20 protein-coding genes are annotated in these 17157 nt (G+C 43.6%); 5 read left to right on the plus strand and 15 right to left on the minus strand.

The genetic code is table 11. From position 1 onward, the window contains the following. Positions 1-295: IS1595 family transposase (locus BMX50_RS33640; protein WP_143065332.1), on the plus strand; the 295-nt coding region annotated here is incomplete at its 5' end. Between the two features lie 122 nt (positions 296-417). Here the strand turns inward: BMX50_RS33640 and BMX50_RS33645 are convergent. Further along, positions 418-1953, minus strand: coding sequence for a Do family serine endopeptidase (locus BMX50_RS33645; RefSeq protein ID WP_091222555.1), 1536 nt, complete (start codon positions 1951-1953; stop codon positions 418-420). Positions 1954-2145: 192 nt separating this feature from the next. Between BMX50_RS33645 and dapF the strand changes: the two genes are divergently transcribed. Beyond that, positions 2146-2931: a diaminopimelate epimerase gene (gene dapF, locus BMX50_RS33650; protein ID WP_091222560.1), complete on the plus strand. Its 786-nt coding sequence runs from the start codon at positions 2146-2148 to the stop codon at positions 2929-2931. Positions 2932-3119: 188 nt separating this feature from the next. Here dapF and BMX50_RS33655 read toward each other — a convergent pair whose 3' ends face one another. The 3 genes from BMX50_RS33655 to BMX50_RS33665 form a co-directional block, all read right to left on the minus strand. Beyond that, positions 3120-3533, minus strand: coding sequence for a hypothetical protein (locus tag BMX50_RS33655; RefSeq protein ID WP_091222563.1), 414 nt, complete (start codon positions 3531-3533; stop codon positions 3120-3122). Between the two features lie 175 nt (positions 3534-3708). Then, entirely contained in the window at positions 3709-4587 is an 879-nt protein-coding gene (locus BMX50_RS33660; protein WP_091222567.1) for a DUF4349 domain-containing protein, read from the minus strand. A gap of 116 nt (positions 4588-4703) precedes the next feature. Then, a complete protein-coding gene (locus BMX50_RS33665) occupies positions 4704-5030 on the minus strand; it encodes a nucleotide pyrophosphohydrolase (RefSeq protein ID WP_091222571.1) in 327 nt (108 codons plus the stop codon). A gap of 141 nt (positions 5031-5171) precedes the next feature. Here BMX50_RS33665 and BMX50_RS33670 point away from each other — a divergent pair, with 141 nt between their 5' ends. Then, positions 5172-5510, plus strand: a complete 339-nt coding sequence (locus BMX50_RS33670) for a hypothetical protein (RefSeq protein WP_091222575.1) — start codon at positions 5172-5174, stop codon at positions 5508-5510. A 57-nt stretch (positions 5511-5567) separates the two neighbouring features. On the opposite strand, the gene BMX50_RS33675 is transcribed toward BMX50_RS33670, so the two are convergent. Next, positions 5568-7991: an outer membrane beta-barrel family protein gene (locus BMX50_RS33675; protein WP_091222578.1), complete on the minus strand. Its 2424-nt coding sequence runs from the start codon at positions 7989-7991 to the stop codon at positions 5568-5570. Between the two features lie 114 nt (positions 7992-8105). Next, positions 8106-8279: a hypothetical protein gene (locus BMX50_RS34710; RefSeq protein WP_167668176.1), complete on the minus strand. Its 174-nt coding sequence runs from the start codon at positions 8277-8279 to the stop codon at positions 8106-8108. Between the two features lie 169 nt (positions 8280-8448). Here BMX50_RS34710 and BMX50_RS33680 point away from each other — a divergent pair, with 169 nt between their 5' ends. Together BMX50_RS33680 and BMX50_RS33685 are read left to right on the plus strand one after the other, a co-directional pair. After that, a complete protein-coding gene (locus BMX50_RS33680) occupies positions 8449-9045 on the plus strand; it encodes a Crp/Fnr family transcriptional regulator (protein WP_091222582.1) in 597 nt (198 codons plus the stop codon). 114 nt (positions 9046-9159) lie between these two features. Continuing rightward, positions 9160-9747: a DUF308 domain-containing protein gene (locus BMX50_RS33685; RefSeq protein ID WP_091222586.1), complete on the plus strand. Its 588-nt coding sequence runs from the start codon at positions 9160-9162 to the stop codon at positions 9745-9747. 181 nt (positions 9748-9928) lie between these two features. On the opposite strand, the gene BMX50_RS33690 is transcribed toward BMX50_RS33685, so the two are convergent. The 9 genes from BMX50_RS33690 to BMX50_RS33730 form a co-directional block, all read right to left on the minus strand. Beyond that, positions 9929-10288: an ApeI family dehydratase gene (locus BMX50_RS33690; protein ID WP_091222591.1), complete on the minus strand. Its 360-nt coding sequence runs from the start codon at positions 10286-10288 to the stop codon at positions 9929-9931. Beyond that, positions 10288-10923 (minus strand): flexirubin biosynthesis protein LolB2, encoded by a 636-nt coding sequence (locus BMX50_RS33695; protein ID WP_091222594.1) that lies wholly within the window; start codon positions 10921-10923, stop codon positions 10288-10290. Before BMX50_RS33695 ends, BMX50_RS33690 begins: the two co-directional genes overlap by 1 nt. Then, complete coding sequence (locus tag BMX50_RS33700) at positions 10886-11500, minus strand: flexirubin biosynthesis/transport protein LolA2 (RefSeq protein WP_208864858.1); 615 nt, start codon at positions 11498-11500, stop codon at positions 10886-10888. The genes BMX50_RS33695 and BMX50_RS33700 overlap by 38 nt, the downstream gene beginning before the upstream one ends. 166 nt (positions 11501-11666) lie before the next feature. Continuing rightward, positions 11667-12437, minus strand: a complete 771-nt coding sequence (locus tag BMX50_RS33705; protein ID WP_091222601.1) for a polysaccharide deacetylase family protein — start codon at positions 12435-12437, stop codon at positions 11667-11669. Next, positions 12431-13480, minus strand: coding sequence for a beta-ketoacyl synthase chain length factor (locus BMX50_RS33710; RefSeq protein ID WP_091222604.1), 1050 nt, complete (start codon positions 13478-13480; stop codon positions 12431-12433). Before BMX50_RS33710 ends, BMX50_RS33705 begins: the two co-directional genes overlap by 7 nt. 3 nt (positions 13481-13483) lie before the next feature. Further along, a complete protein-coding gene (locus BMX50_RS33715; RefSeq protein ID WP_091222608.1) occupies positions 13484-14683 on the minus strand; it encodes a beta-ketoacyl-[acyl-carrier-protein] synthase family protein in 1200 nt (399 codons plus the stop codon). 3 nt (positions 14684-14686) lie between these two features. After that, a complete protein-coding gene (locus BMX50_RS33720) occupies positions 14687-14950 on the minus strand; it encodes a phosphopantetheine-binding protein (protein ID WP_091222612.1) in 264 nt (87 codons plus the stop codon). Positions 14951-15234: 284 nt separating this feature from the next. Continuing rightward, positions 15235-15867, minus strand: a complete 633-nt coding sequence (locus tag BMX50_RS33725) for a hypothetical protein (RefSeq protein WP_091222615.1) — start codon at positions 15865-15867, stop codon at positions 15235-15237. A gap of 39 nt (positions 15868-15906) precedes the next feature. Next, positions 15907-17157 (minus strand): NAD(P)/FAD-dependent oxidoreductase, encoded by a 1251-nt coding sequence (locus tag BMX50_RS33730; protein WP_091222618.1) that lies wholly within the window; start codon positions 17155-17157, stop codon positions 15907-15909.

Genomic DNA, 17157 nt, shown 5'->3' on the forward strand with positions numbered 1-17157 from the left:
TGCTGATGCAAAAGTAGTAACAGATGGCTTTGGAGCTTATAGGGGATTGGATAAATTACATCAGGAGCACCACGTTCTAAATAAAGAGAAAGAAGAGTACGTCAAAGGAGAATACCATACAAATACTCTTGAAGGCTTTTGGACTCTCCTAAAACGTGGAATATATGGCCAATACCATAAAGTGTCTTCTGAGCATCTGCAAGCGTATCTCGATGAGTTTACCTTTAAATACAATAACAGGACAAATAAATCAAACTTCGCATTATTGATTCAACGAAGTTTGACCTTTGTCTAATGATGGGCTATTACTCTCTCAAGAGGGGAATCGCGCAAGGCTGGTGCTTTTTATAAACCCAAAAAGAAAGCCCCGATCTAAAAAAGATCAGGGCTTCCATATAAAAATCACTTAAAAAAAGCTTATTGAGCCGGGAATGCGCTGCTGAAGTGCGAACCATCAGGGTAGATACCGGCAATAATAATGTTGCCTTGTATCGGTTTTACAATTGCCCTGTCAATGTCATCAATATTGCTGATCGCTATTTTATTGATGCTGGTGATCACTACGCCTTCCGGAATTTCGGCAGCGTCAAATAAACCGCCTTCACGTACCTGGGTTACCAGTACACCGCCGTTAACATGCAGCTTGGCTTTTTCGGCAGGGGTTAAAGCGTGGAAACTTGCGCCCAATTTGTTAAACAGCTCTTCGGCCGATTTTGAGGCTGCGGTACGGTTTGATGGTGCTACGGCATCGCCTTTAAGCGTTACCGCGAAATCTTTATCCTTACCATCGCGCAGCACAGTAACGTTGATCTTATCGCCGGGCTGTAAACGGCCTACACGTTCCTGCAAATCTGATGATTCATAAACCGGGTTGCCTTCAACCTTAACAATGATATCGCCTTTGCGTAAACCTGCCTGCTCTGCGCCACCGCCCGGTACCAGGTCGTTAACATATAAACCATTGGTGGTTGTTACGTCAAGTTTCTGGGCTACATCCGGGTTAAGTTCGGTGAAAGTAACTCCTACAAAGCCACGTTTTACGGTACCGAACTTTTTGATATCGTTCAATACTTTTTTAGCCAGGTTAACCGGAATGGCGAAACCATAACCTTCGTACGAGCCGGTGTGTGAAGCGATTGCGGCGTTAATGCCTATCAGCTCGCCACGGGTGTTAACCAATGCACCACCGCTGTTACCAGGGTTAATGGCTGCATCGGTTTGAATGAACGACTCGATAGCTTTGTTCAATTTAGGTGCAGTTTGCTGACGGGTACGCCCGAACGGGTTTTCGTCCGAATTATCTTCGCTGCCAATGATACCGATATTACGGCCTTTGGCACTGATGATACCCGCTGTTACGGTTGATGTTAAGTTAAAAGGGTTGCCTACAGCTAACACCCACTCGCCAACTTTAGCCTCATCGCTGTTGCCTAATTTAACAATAGGCAGGTTGGTAGCGCTAACTTTGATCAGGGCCAGGTCGGTGCTTGGGTCGGTACCGATAACTTTGGCGCTGTAAGTATGGTGGTCATTAGTGGCAACGGTGATTTTATCGGCCTTTTCAACCACGTGGTTGTTGGTTACAATATAACCATCGGGCGAAATGATAACGCCTGAGCCTGATGCCATTTGAGGCCCCTGCGGACGTGCTCGCTGACCAAACATATCGCCAAACATTTGCTCCAGCTGATCCTGGCCGCCACCGCCACTGGCCTTACTGCTGTAAGTAGTGCGGATGTAAACCACCGCAGGGGTAGCTACGGCTGCTGCCTGGGTAAAATCCAGATCGCCGGTTGATGAAACCGGAGCCGACGGATTACTTGTAAAATATACTTTTTGTTTGTCCTCAAAGCTCATGTTGTCTGAGTACTTATTTTCGATAACCTTGTACACGCCTAAGGCCATCGCACCCCCAACAAAAGCGGTTAATAGTGTTAAACCTATCTTTTTCATTTATTATTTGCCTTTCTTATTATTAAGTTTACTTATTTTACAGATCAAATTTAATACCATATAGACGAGATAATCAATGATAAGTTATTCCGTTTTATGTTAAAATTTGTTAAATAGATCATCGTTGGCGTTTTTGATTGTTAGCATGGGTTTTGCTAATACTAAAACGCTGACATTAAACAGCATTATACAGTGAAGTTACATTTTTATAAGTACCAGGGTGCCGGAAATGATTTTATTTTGATTGATAACCGCGATAATAGCGTTGATCATCATAATCCTAAGCTGATTTCGGGCCTTTGCGATCGCCGTTTCGGTATTGGGGGCGATGGCCTTATGCTGCTGCAAAACAAAGAAGGGTACGATTTTGAGATGGTTTATTATAATGCCGACGGCCAGCCCAGCAGTATGTGCGGCAATGGTGGGCGCTGCATTGTAGCTTTTGCCAAATTTTTAGGCGTTATTGAATCCGAAACGGAATTTTTGGCCGTTGATGGCCCGCATTATGCCAAAATTTCAGACGAGGGTGATTGGGTGAGCCTGCAAATGATAGATGTAAATGATGTTAGCAAAGATGCTGAAGCCTATGTGCTTAACACCGGTTCGCCGCACTACGTAAAATTGGTTGATGGGCTTGAGCAGCGCAACGTTTACCAGGAAGGGCATGCTATCCGTAATAATGCTACTTACCGGAAAAATGGGATCAATGTGAATTTTGTTGAACCTATGGAAGAAGGCTATTTTGTACGCACCTTTGAACGCGGGGTGGAGGATGAAACCTTTGCCTGCGGTACAGGAGTAACGGCTGTTGCCCTGGCTATGGCGCAACACAATGAGCAAACAGGGCATATAACTACCCCTATAAAAGTATTAGGCGGAAATCTCAACATTCGTTTTGATTACGATGGCAAAGCTTTTACCGATATCTTTTTAGAAGGTCCTGCCGTAAAGGTTTTTGAAGGAGAGGTGGTGATTTAAGCGGGCGAGAAGCAAGACGAGAAAGAAATCAGGATGACAAGAGGCAGGAAGCAAGAAGAAGTTCTGATCAAGCCAATATAAAACTATGTCATTGCGAGCGCAGCGTGGCAATCGCATGCTATACAGAGCCGCTCTGCTTCCGTGCGATTGCCACGCTGCGCTCGCAATGACATGTCGGGTAAACGGCCTTAATGAACCGGTTTCAATAAATTAAAAAACGTCCCGTCCATAATAACATTACCGATAGCGTCAAATACGCTTTTTCTGGTGGCTTCGGCTTTCATATCTTCTGCATAAAAAATATGGTCAACGCCTAATGTTTTCAAAAATGGATCAATTTTGGAGTGCCATTTATTTTTATAACAGCAAATCTTAATGCTTTTATACGCAGGGTTTGAGCTTAAGCGACGAAGGATCTTTTCTATATCCTGAACAAGGTAATCGTAATCGAGAATTAACAGATTGGGTTTGATATCATGTATTGCCGGAAAGATGGCTGCGGAAAGTGAAATATGCTTGAAAACCTTGTTATTGGGCAATACATCAAGGCCAACTACATGTGGTGCAACCAACAGTACAACTTTAGACCGTACACGGATCATGATCAATCAATTAGGTGCTTAAAAGTAGTTCTTAAATTTCTACTTGTCAAGCATTTATTAATTAATTTAATAAGAATCCTACTCTTAAAATTAAATCTTCATAAAGTAATACCTTTTATCACTTTCGGTTTTTATAATTTCAATGCTAAATTAACTTTTGCGATAATTTTTATACCTAACTTGTAATATTTGCTTTTCTACGCCTTTTCCAACGCCTGATTAATAGCAGAAAGATGATGGTACCCATCATTAAAGGCCACAATGCTATAAGTGCGAAAAACAGGTTTTGTACAACTTCCCAACCCTCGCCAAGTGCGGTTTTAAATTTATAGGCGAAACCGTTGCCGGTGTTTACTTCGCCGGGGTGCCGGGTATAAAAGCTTATATCAAGCGAACTGTAACTAACCTGGCTGCTCAGGTAGTTAAGTTGCCCCTGCGCCGAATCAATTGTTGTACGGATACTGGCCAGCTTATCTTCTATCGCCAGCAGGTCGGTCATTTTGGTGGCTTTTGCAGCCAGCTGCAAGTAACGTTGTTCTAACTGTTTGTTATTACTGATCTCGGCACGAACGTCGATAAACTGCGTGGTTACATCACGGATGTGGATATTCTTTGAGTCGATATGATCAGTACTGGAAGTTAAGGTGCTTAAAAAAGCATCAAAATTTTTGGAGGGTATCCTGATTTTGAGGCTATACTCTTTCTGATTGGTTTCGCCGCTGTTGGTTTCATTTTCTTCGGCGAGATAACCGCCTAACTTTTTCAGAGAAGAGACAATGTTTTGCCTGGCTGCCTTCGGATCGCCGGTTTCAAAACGGATATCGCCTTCCTTGATGATCTTTTTGGCGGTGTTGGTAATAGAGGGGTTAGGTGCCGGTGGTTTATTAGCAGTACCGGCATCTTCCAGTTGATCGGCTGCTGCTATGCTTTTTTCCTCCGCGACAGGAGCAGGGGATAACACAACATCTTGTATCCTTGCTTTTTGTTCTGTATCATGCTTGCATGAGGTAAGTACGAGCAAAAAACTAATCGACAGAAAAAAATAGGTTTTCATAATAAGGCTGTTTAATTGTTTTAGATTAAACGCTTGTTGCCTTATTTAATTGTATTTAACTTGATTTTTAAGGAATTTAATTCTGTTTAATTGAAATAAATAAAATTAAATTTTATTTATTTCAATTTTTCATTGTTTTTATGCCGTTCGGCGTCACGAATACTTTTCTTCTGCATGTTTTTTTCCAGGGCTTCGGTAAGGTCGATGCCGGTTTGGTTTGCCAGGCAAATGAGCACAAAAAGTACATCGGCCATTTCATCAGCAAGATTAACCTCGGTATCCGATTTTTTAAACGATTGCTCGCCATACTGTCGGGCCATAATGCGGGCTACTTCGCCAACTTCTTCCATTAAAATGGCGGTGTTGGTAAGCTCGTTAAAATACCGGATTCCCATTGTTTTTATCCAGTTATCTACCAGTTGTTGCGCTTCGCTGATCTGCATAAAATAGTTTTAGTGTGGCCGAATTTCATGAAATTTTTTGAAATGAGGCGAATAGGTATCTACCGAAAACAAAATGAAAATACTTTGTAAGGTTTCATTGCCCGGCACGACAAAGGGGCAAACAACTTAAAAAAATCAAACATGAAAACCAGATCAATCATTTCAGGCGCCCTTATCGCCATTTTTGCTATCGCAGGCCTTACGGTTAATGTACAGGCAAAAACACCGGCTCCTTTGCACAATACCGTTTTACTTAGCGATACCGGCAAAATGAAAAAGGATAAGATGAGTAAAGATAAAATGAGCCATGATAAAATGGGTTCGGATAAGATGAGCCATGATAAAATGGCATCAGACAAAATGGGCGCAGATAAAATGTCAAAAGACAAGATGGGTTCGGACAAAATGAGCCACGATAAAATGTCCAAAAGTAAAATGGGTAAAGGTAAAATGGGCAAAGACAGCTCGGGTAAAATGTAACCTTGCTTTTGCTTTGTGATTGTTTAAAGGGAGCCCGCAGGAGTTCCCTTTTTGCTTTTAATGAATCCTGCCTTTCTCATCCTGGTTGCCCGTATCCTGTTTCTCCGCTTTAGCCTGGCTGTTACCAAAGCGATAGCTGATGCCCACCAGGGCATACCTGTTGATCTGGAAGTTGGTGTATTTTTGCCTTACCCCATTTACCACCGTGGTTACTGCCGATGCGCTGCTTCTGAAAACATCGTTCATCACAAATGAAACATCTACTTTCTTCTTTAAAACGGATGCTTTAAGGCCGAGGTCGAGTTTATAATAAGCATCACTTCGGCCAATGTGATCTATCTCCGGGAACTGGTACCAGAAATTTACCGCTCCCGAAAAGGATTTATCGGCATTGAAATAAATATTGTTATTGGTAGCGATATAAGCCCCGAACCCGCTGATGCCCTTTATCGCGCTGATGGCCGATTTGGCATCGGTATGATAAAAGGTGAACTGGTTGTTATTATCAAGCCAGCTCAGCAATTGCATCGAATAATTTTCGGAAATGCCCACCCGGTAAGCTTTAATAAAGTTGAGCGGCGTGGTATAAACCAGGTTGGTATCCGGTCGGGCTATAGTTACATTATTAAAACCATTGTTCGTTACATTTAAAAATATGGCTGATGTAAGCCGGTTTTTGTAAGTATCCGCTATCTCAAAATTGGTGTTGTACTCAGGCTGGAGGTAAGGGTTGCCCTCGCCATAGCTATAAGCTGTAAACAGACTTTTGAATGGATTAAGGTTCCAAAAAGTAGGCCTGTTAATCCGCCTTCCAAAATTGAGCGATAAGCTGTGATCAACTGCTGCCTGGTAACTTACCGTTGCAGAAGGGAACAGCCTGGTGTAATTGTTGATAGTGGTTTCATTGAGGGTATGCGAAAAGCCTTTGGTTTCGGTACGTTCAACCCGCAGGCCTGCCTGGTATTTCCATTTGCCATCCTCGCGGTTGATACTGCCATAAACAGATTGGGTGTTTTCGGTATAAGTAAATTCATTGCTCAGGTTCGGATCATACTTTAGCGAGTCGTTGGCCGTCTTCTTAAAATAAAAAGCATTGCTGTAATTGTTGATAAAACTTAGTTTACCGCCAAAAGCAAAACGGGCGTATTTGGTAGGGACTATAGCATCTGCTTTAAAAGTATAAATGTTGATATCCTGTTTATTGGTATCATGATAACGATTACGGCTGGCGGCATTTAATGAGCCATCGGTAAGGTAGGTGTTGCTTTCAAAGTCCGACCGGTCCGTTCGGTAATAGTTAAAATAATCGGCGTTAAGCACCAGTTTTGCGCCGGAGGTATCCAGGCTGATAGTGCCGTGCAGGTTAACCGCATTGCTGATAGCTACGGGATGATAAGTGGCATAAGTTTTCAGGGTGGAATCGATGCCTCCGGTGCTGTTATTAACGATTGGATTGTTTACATGATCCGATCCGTCATAAGTGTTTTTCCCGCCCTGATAATTTACCCCGGCAGTTACTTTTGGGCTGAACCTATAATCGGCACCGGCAACGAAATTTAAATTATGGTAGCGGTAATTACCCGTATCGGTTTGCAGCCAGGTTTGCTTAGGATAGTAAATATCAGTTTCAAAGCCTTCCAATTCATGATCATGATCAACGTTTACACTGGCATAGGCCGATAGTTTGGCCGTGTTATAGTTGATATCGCCGCTTGCATTAAGCCACCAATAGTTACTGGTACCATAAACGGAGGCCGGGCTGTGCAACCATTGCTTTTGATTGACTTGTATACTGCCCGAATAGCCTTGCTTTTTACTGTGTTTTAAAGTTATATTGATAAGCCCTGCGTTCCCTTCGGCGTCATAGGCAGCTCCGGGGTTTTTAATAACTTCAATAGTGCCAACCTGGCTTGCCGATAGCGACCGCAGATAGCGGAGCAGATCGGTACCTGCCAGTTGAACCAGCCTTTCATTTACCATTACCTTGATGCTACCTTTGCCAACAATGCTGAGGTCGTTATCGCCAACCTTTATGCCTGGCACCCTGCCAATAACCGTAAGCGCATCGGCCCCGGCTGATGTTGCACTTGTGGATACGTTGTAAACCAGTTTATCGCTTTTATTTTCAATAGAAGCTTTACTCGCGGTTACTTTTACCTCATTCAGTTGCGTGGTGTTATCCATAAGGGTAACGGATAAGGTGGTATCATGCTGAAGGCTTAATTTAAGCAGGCTTGTTTGGTAGCCGGTATAAGTGACAGTTAGGCTGTAGTAGCCTTTATCAACAGCTGTAAAACTGAATATGCCAGCCGAATCGGTTTGCACCGCCCGGGTTTGCTCGGAGTTTTGCTGTTGCAGATTAACAACGGCAAAGGCTACTGGATTTTGGGAAACGCCGGTTACTTTACCGGTAACTTTTACCTGGGCAAACAGGCTGCTATAAATTAAACTGAAAAACAGAACGTTGTAAATATGTTTCAAACCAGGAGCAGGTTGGGGTTTATAATGTTTGTAAAATAAATAAAAAACCGCCGCTAATTGTTTAGCGACGGTTCTATTTTATTTTCGGATGCGGCTCCGGAGACTGGGCTGGTATTAGACTTCGCTTTTTACGTGTTCCAATCCCCCGTTTTCGGTAACATAATATTCAGAACGCAAATGCGCGTCAGGGTTAATGTTACTGCCTTTCTTTTTACTTTTTTGTGGGCCCGACACCGCCAGGATAATGGCTGCCAGGAAGAGGGTTATCTCTATCAAACTCACTAACATGGGGAGATGTATTTATATTCTTCATGATGTTGATTGATTGGGTGATTGTTTTTTGTTCAATTTAGTTTGATTGTAAAATAAGAAAATAAAACCTGATATTATTAACCCAGGTGAAAATTGGTGTGGTTTTTTGTGCCGATATTTGAATTGATTACGCTTTGTTAACAGTATGGAATCAAAACAGGAAGTATTGAACGATTTGCTTGGCAAGTTTGCCGACCTCTCGGCCAACGATGTCAACGTTAGTCTGCCTTACTGGCGAACCCGTAAAATAGCCAAAAGCGATTTCTTTAACATGCAAAACATTGTATGTACCGATCTTGCGCTGATCACCAGGGGGCTGTTCCGCATCTACTATGTACATCCCGAAACGCAGGAAGAAAAGAATATCTACTTTTTCTCCGAGCGACAGTTCCTGGTGTCGTTCCGAAGTTTTATAAATCAGTATCCATGTGCTTATTTTATCCAGGCCATGGAAGATGCCGAGATCATATCTATCAATTACACCGATCTTCAATATCTGTATGGCACGCCAACCGGCTGGCAACGTTTTGGTCGCCTCATTGCCGAGCTGTTTTTTAACCAGTCGCAAGCCCGCACCGAGGAGTTTTTGTTCAATACGGCCGAAGAACGTTATTTAAAAATGATAACCCAGCACCCCAATATTGTAAGCCGTATCCCTGCGTATCATATTTCATCTTACCTGGGCATCAAAAACCCATCGCTCACCCGCATCAAAAAGCGGCTATCGCAGCAAAAGCCCTAAAAACGAAACTCTGCTGACAAATGCCCATCGCGGTTTTCACCTAAGTGAAAATTGCCGGCTTGTTTTGTGCGCAACTTTGCTTCATCAAACAAAACGAAATAAAAATTTAAAGTCATGTCAGCAAATAAAACATTAATCATAGAAACTTCAGCCGTGGCTAATACCGCCGCTGCATTGCGCAAACTATATTTTATAAGAGTAGCATTTTCGGTTTCCTGGGTAGTATTGGTATCCTTATTAGCTAAAACTTCATTTACGGCAGCTACCATTCTGCTTGTGATCTATCCATTGTGGGATGTTGTTGGCACTTTCCTCGATATCCGCGCTAACCAGGGCAACGGTACATCTGTAACACCTCAATATGTAAACGTTGCTATTAGTGTTATTACAACCCTGGCGGTAGCTTTTGCTATAACTAAAGGCGTGCCTGCAGCATTGATTGTATTTGGTGCCTGGGCGTTATTAACCGGACTGATCCAATTGGTATTGGGCTTAAAAAGGCGGAAAGAGTTTGGCGGCCAATGGCCAATGATATTAAGCGGCGGCCAGTCAATGCTTGCAGGTGTATCATTTATAGCCATGGCACATTCGCCCAACATGGGGATTGTGAATTTGGCAGGATATTCTGCCTTTGGCGCTTTTTATTATTTATTGGCAGCTATAAGGCTGGGAAAAAGCGCGAAGGCGGTTGTGCAGAATTAAAATATTAGATAAAGGATTGGGTGTGATTGATGAGCCCTTGGTTATGGTGAACCAGGGGCTTTTTTAATAACCATATTTATAACCATATTTATAACCATGTCATTAAGGTGTTTATGCACAGCTACGAGATTGCCACGTCGCGCCCAGCGCTTCGGCCCTGCAGCTCCTCGCAATGACATTTTTATTTAAACACCCCCTTAAACTTCAAAAACACAATTCCTTCATTTACCAGTTGTGCATCTATCTTAACCTGTTCCTCAACCATACCCAGCTTAACCTCCAATCGAACCTGTAGGTGTTGATTAGGATTGACAAAAGATAAAAACTTAATATTATCAGCCTTAACCAGTTGTAGTTTTTTATCCAGATGATCTTCAAGAACCTCTTTGATCATTTGCATCATACATACGCCGGGCACAATAGGGTTGCCCGGAAAATGCCCTTTGAAAATATCATGCGCCGGGTTAAGGGTAATGGTGGTTTTAAGCAAACTACCATCAATTTCAGGAGGGCTGAAAGTAAAAAAAGTATCCTTGAGCATTATCGTTTAAGACGTTTGAGGCCGATATTGAATTTGAAATTTTTATGGCTGATGCCAATAGTATCAGGAATGCCATTGTGAAAATCATGCATTATGGCCTGCACTACCGGCTTGCGGTCCGACGAGCGCTCCATGCGGATCAGCTCTGTTCCGGCCTTGTTGGTAATATAGTAATTGGCACCTTTTTCCTGCGGAAAAACATAATACAGGAAGCTATCATCCTGGCGCATATAGCCCGTTTCCGGGTTTTGTTTACGCATCATCACCAGTTCAAAATCTTTTTGCAGGGTGATGATCACCGGGCGCTTATCCATTTGCTTAATGATGTAATATACCTTAAAGCTACCGTCGGGTTTAAACTCAAAATCAAAGAATTTGAACCCCATCTCATTGCTGAACACCATACGCACGCTTTTATCGGGCAGGGTTTTGATCAGCAGCAGGCCGCTTAAATGATGGCCGCCAATTACATCAACCTCGGTTTTATAAAGTACATTGGTAAAATCCGGCGCGAATTTTTTGATTTCGCGTACGTTACCTTCGGCCGGTTTCAGGCTTTTGTAAACCGAAGTGCAGCTGGTCAGGATGAACAGGCAGCTACTTAATAGCAAAAAGCGCGTCCGGGATATTGGCATTGATCTCTTTATTAGTAAAATGCAAAGTGGTACTATCGCCAGATCCTTCCAGCATTTCAATGGTGTTTACGGAATAATCTTTCTTATCTACGGTGATCTCAATGGTTTTAAAAAAATCGCTCAGCTGCTTGTTAACCGGAGAAAGCGAAACGAGGTATGTGCCCTTGTTTTCATAAACAGCCGACTTAAAATCGCCACTGTTAAGGGCTGTTCCCTGGATGCAGTCCACCACAATTTTGTTGATTTGCTTGAATACTTTGTTGGAGCGGGTGGATACTTTGTTTTCCTTTTGGCCGTCCTTGATATACACATTATCCTTGTTCAGGATCATGAGGTAGCTAAAGGGTTGGGTATATTCCATTCGCAGCATATTTGGCTTGCGGTACCAGAATTTTCCTTTCGAGGTGATTTTTTCTGATAGCATGCTCAGGTTTTTATCCTGTGTGAAATCACTTTTAATGCTGTTTGTTTTTGCAGCAACTTCGGCAAATTGCTGTTTGAATTTGGTAAGATCGGATAGTTGGGTGTAGCCTGCATGCTGGGCATGGGCAGTGATAGACGAGCAAGTAATCACCATCAAAATCATTACGAATTTGAAAAGCAAGGGCCCGCGCGAATCCCCTCTTGAGAGGGGGGGAGGGGTGTGTTTATGCTTTGATAAGCCAATCGCAGAAACACACCCCTGCCAACGCTCATTGCCATCGCGCCCCCTCTCAAGAGGGGAGTTTAGTGTCGTTATTACTTTACGCATAAGCCTGTAAATTTAGCATTTTATCCAGTCGCACTATTTCGTATCCCTGTGCTTTAGCCTGTTCAATAAACAGGGGTAAAACCGAAATTGTTGCGGCCCCTGTATCATGAAACAGGAAAATAGCGCCGGGGTTTAACCGGCGGGTTATCTTACTTAACAGTTTTTGATTGTCTTTAATAACAGTATCCATCGAGCGTACGCTCCAGCCTATCGGTACCATCCTGCTTTTTACAATGGCCTTTTTCAAATTGGGATTGATCACCCCGTAAGGCGGCCTGAATAACTGCGGACTTAAATTGATGGTTTGCCTTACCAATTGGTTTGCCTTAAGGATATCATCAAGCATTTTGGCCGATGAAAACAGATCGAACCAAAAATGATGCGAAAAACTGTGGTTACCGATAATGTGCCCCTGTTCATGAATGAGCTTTAGGGTTGCCTCATTACCTGCAATCCGGTTGCCGATGCAGAAAAATGCTGCCTGGGCGTTATGCTGTTTTAAAATATCCAGTATTTGAGGCGTAGCTGCGTTTGGCCCGTCGTCGAAAGTAATGGCTATAACTTTTTTACTAGTTTTGAGCGAGCAAACCACCCGCATAAAAAAATTGGAGCCGATATAATAGCAACCGTAAAATAATATCAGCGAGTAAATAACAATAAGTGCCAGGTAACTCCACAATGATACCCCATCTGTAATATGCTGCCAGATTACTAACCCCAGCAACCCAACAAAAAGGATATTGGTGTTCCTGAAGTTTAACATGCCGAGAGCAGGATTAACGAATGGTGAATATTTTGGTAGTGATTGTAGATCAACACTTTTTTTAACGGAATTTGGTTGCTCTGCGGCACAAATGAACAAACACCGTTTTTAATTTCATGGGCAGCCAGCCACATTGCAAATGCAGATGAGGTTGGGTATTCACCGCACAGAGCCTTGTAGTTGATGGCAGGAATATTGGCAAAATCATATTGCTGCAATTGACCGTAAACTGTGTCGTTTTTTAAATCCCCGTTATTGCCTGTTATCACCAGGTCAATTTCGTTAATATCGATATGCCGGGTTAACAAAAAGGTGTTGATATGCTGTTGTATTTCGGCTATGCTGCGCGGTTTGTAAAAGCTGGATACCCCTTCAATTTTAGCCCAATCATTACCTGATGCTTCCTGGCTTAACATAAAAAATGCCGCCCCTTCACCTGCCATTGTCCCTTCACCCGGAATGTTAAGCAATTCAAAGTTTGATACCGGGAACCTGCGATATAAGCCCATCCGTTTTAAAATAGCATGGCTGTTAGCCGTGATTTCGTCAATACCTCCAACCAGTACATTAGCTGCAGTCCCCTCATACAAAAGCATCATGGCATCAAGCAGGGCGTTTTCAAACGAAGCGCCGCCGTTCACGAATGTATTGTTGTATTGATGGCATTGAAGCAACAGCGCTATCTGCGCACTGATAGTGTTATGGGTGGATTGGATAAACGGGGTAGGGGAAAGTGCGTCCTCGTTTTGCTGCACCATTTTACTAAGAAAAGTGTTGGTATCCGCTAAGCAGCCGTAAGCGGTTCCGGTAATGATGGCATCCGGCGCATTGATCCCCGCCTGGTGAAGGCAATCCATCCCTGTCGCTACTCCCATTTTAATGATGCGGCTCATGCGGCGGATGAGTTTGGGATCAATCAGAGTTTTATACTCCGGTTCGATACACGTTAGCTGTTCGCCGGTGTATTCGGCCAGCTCCGAAAGATAAGGCTGATTACCGAATGTGTTTTGAGGCGATATGTTGCTTGCTGCTTTGATGTACATCGCCTATAGTTTTGAAAATATTAATGATGAACAATTGCCGCCAAACCCGAACGAGTTGGATAACACATGTTTGATCTCCGGCTGCATTGAAAAGCGGGTTTCCGGCGTAAATGGAAAACCTTCCATCTGCTTTTCAAATCTCAGATTGGGATATAACAAACCACGCTGTACAGCCAATGCCGAAAATACGGCTTCAATGCCACCACTTGCCCCAAGGGTATGCCCGGTAAAAGCTTTGGTAGAACTCATTTTGGGAGAATACCCGGCAAATAACTTGCCGATAGCTGCCCCCTCCGAGCTATCATTATTTTGTGTGCCTGTACCGTGTAGATTTATATAACCGATGTCGGCCGTCTGCAAGCCACTTTTTTTAAGTGCCCCCTCCATGGCCAGTAACGATCCTGTTCCTTCGGGAGATGATGCCGTTTGATGATAGGCGTCGTTGGTATTGTGGTAACCGCTTAACGAGCAATACAGCTCTTTTTTAAGTGCAGAAACTATCCGTTTAGAAACCAATACAACGTAACCGGCCCCTTCGCCAAGGTTAAGGCCGCGGCGGTTGGCATCAAAAGGCTGGCAGGGTTGTTTATCCAGTATCATGAGGGTATTAAAGCCATTTAGCGTAAAGCGGGTTAAGGCATCGGTACCTCCGGCTATTACCACATCGAGCATATTGTTTTTGATGAGCCTTGCTCCATACATGATAGCGTTGGCCGATGATGAACAGGCCGTGCTGATGGTGCCGACATAATGCCGGATCCCTAACTGATCTGCAACTAAATTGGTGATGGCGCCACACTCGTGGTTAACCACGTTGCGCAATCTGCCTTTGGTATTGTCGCTTAAAAAATCTCTGAAAAAATTTTCGGTTTTATCCATGCCGCCAACGGTATTGGCCGAGATAAAGCCTGTTCTTAAACCTGCAAGATTGGTAATTCCGGTATCTGTTAAAGCCTCCCGCGCCGCAATTAAACTCAGCATAGCTGTGCGACTGATACCTCGTTTAAATCCCGATAGCCCGGCAAGCTCATCATTACTGAGCTTAACCTCTCCAACTGGAAATTCATCCCGGTGTTCGGTATCCAGGTATTGGATAGGGGCGATGCCCGTTTTTTCCTGTTCAAGCGACAGCCGGTTTTGGGCCACAGTGTTACCTATGGCCGAAATTACCCCCAGGCCGGCTATAAAAACAGGTTGATCCATCTTTTAAGCGTTTGGGATCTTGTTACTTTCAATAAATTCGGCAATAGTGCGTACCGAGCGGAAGATCTTCGGGCCGTCCTCCGCATTGGAAAGTTTTACCTTGTATTTCTGCTGTAACAACACAATGAGCTCCAACGCGTCTATCGAATCCAAGCCCAGACCATCACCAAAAAGCGGCTGATCATCACCGATATCTTCCGGTTTCACATCCTGTAAGTTCAACTGCTCAATGATCTGCTCTTTCAGATCGGCCATTAATTTATCCATTTGCTTAATTTTATAATCCCCCCTCTAAATCTCCCCCGATGGGGGGAGACTTTAAAAAAAGTCTTTTTAAACGCTCTCCCTTCCGGGGAGGGTTTGAGTAGGGCTGTAAATTTTATTAATATTTTTTGTTGGTGAAGTCCATCAGACTTCGTTGTTAGTATTATCTATTATTAAAATTCATTGCCGTTGGTTTTAACCAACGGAATATTCATCCGGAACAAAAGGGCTTTAGCCTAAATCCCCTATTCAATAATTGGGCTAAAGCCAGAACCTCTTAGTTTTTACTACCGTTGGTTAAAACCAACGGCAATGAAACGCTTTTCTATACCTGCCGCGTCGAAAAGTATAGCATTTTCCTTTTTGTCTTTTTCCACCAAAAACAAAACAGCTTTATAGCCTGTCGCCGCCATTTCCACCCAGCCGCAAATGCAGGCTTGTAATTGTCCTGTCTCCAATAAAATGGAAACATAGTTGTTGACGAAATCGGCATTAAAACCGTCAAAAATATAAAAAGCGTTTTCGCCTTTAAAATGATGACGGATACAGATCTCGCCAATAACAATATTGGGCAGCGTGTACACAAACAACGCCGGACTTGCTATGTCCTGCACCGACTCATAATACCGCTTATCGGCATCAAGGCTCGAACCTGCGTTGGTTAATACCACGCCGATGTCGGTCGGCTGATATTTAGCCTTGTCGAAATCTTTCAGCAAAACCTCGGTGGCCAGCCAGCCCAGTTTGGCCAGGTTATCCATTTTATAAAACTTAGGGTATTTTACCCCAAGATGCTGGTAAACCGACAGCAAAAAACCGGGAATATCAGTCTCCATACCCCCAAACACCACCTCGTTATTATAACGAACAATGTTGTTGCTGATGCTGCAATGAGCTGATATGTAATATTGATGGTTCAATTGTATAAAATCAAGCTTTTAGCTTTAAGCATTCCGCTTTTAGCTCTTATCCGCCGCTACCATATCCCTTAAAGTAATGGTTCGCGCCAGTTTATGTAATGCTGTTTCATGGTTTTTTACGTAGGGATTGTCCAGATCCCAAACGTAACCCGCCAATACCGAGCAGATTTGGCTTTTAACAAGCGGATCCTGGTTATCGGCAAAAAATATGGTATCCAAAACACCCTCATACCATGAGGTAACATATGAGCGGAAGGTGTTTACACCCTGCATCATGTGTTGCATATATTCTTTATCCCAGTCCACGGTTTCGCCGTTCAATTTGCGGATCACCAGTTTGGCAGCAGTTTGGCTCGATACCGTAGCCAGCGTTACGCCCGATGAAAATATCGGATCAAGGAATTCTGTTACGTTACCGGTAAGCACAAAGCCATCGCCATAAAACTTATCAGCAGTGGCCGACCATGACTCCAGCACCCTTGGCGCAAAGGCAAACTCGACACCTTCAAAACGTTCAGCAAAATATGGTTGCGACGCGATCAGTCCGCGCAAAATTTCTTCGTCGGTTCCCTCGTATTGTTTAAAAAACTCCGGGTTGCCCACAAAGCCCAACGAGGTAATGCCATTGGCAAAAGGAATGATCCAGATCCAAACGCCGGGCTGATGCACAACAATGGTTATGCGGTTGGGCTCATCGGCCATAGAACGTTTTTTATCAACGGTATGTACAAAAAGCGCCTTGCGCGGAACTTGTGTTGATGGCCTGTCGAGATTAAACAGTTTGGGAATCACCCGGCCGTAGCCACTGCCATCGATGATAAAACGGGCAGCAATTTCGGTTTTCTTACCGTCTTTATCCTCCACTGTAGTTACCGAGTTTTGACCATTGAAAACGATGTTGGTAACCGTGGTTTCGTAATGTACAGGGACACCCATCTGCTCAACGGTATTGGCCAATGTTTTATCGAAATCGGCACGGGGAACCTGCCAGGTCCAGTTCCAGCCGGGGGTAAACTGATCGGCAAATTGATAATCGCAGATCTTGCCATCTTTCACAAACTTGGCGCCCGCTTTTTGTTGAAAGCCTTTTTCGCTTACCGCGTCCACAAATCCAGCCTCTGCCAATGCTTCCATGCAGCGCGGCAACAGGCTTTCGCCAATTACAAAGCGGGGGAAAAGCTGTTTCTCTACAATTTTCACCTTAAAGCCTGCCTGGTGTACAATGGATGCGGCTACGGTTCCTGCCGGACCGGCACCTATTACCAATACGTCTACCTGTTCTGTATTCAT

Source organism: Mucilaginibacter gossypiicola (assembly GCF_900110105.1).
GTDB lineage: Bacteria > Bacteroidota > Bacteroidia > Sphingobacteriales > Sphingobacteriaceae > Mucilaginibacter > Mucilaginibacter gossypiicola.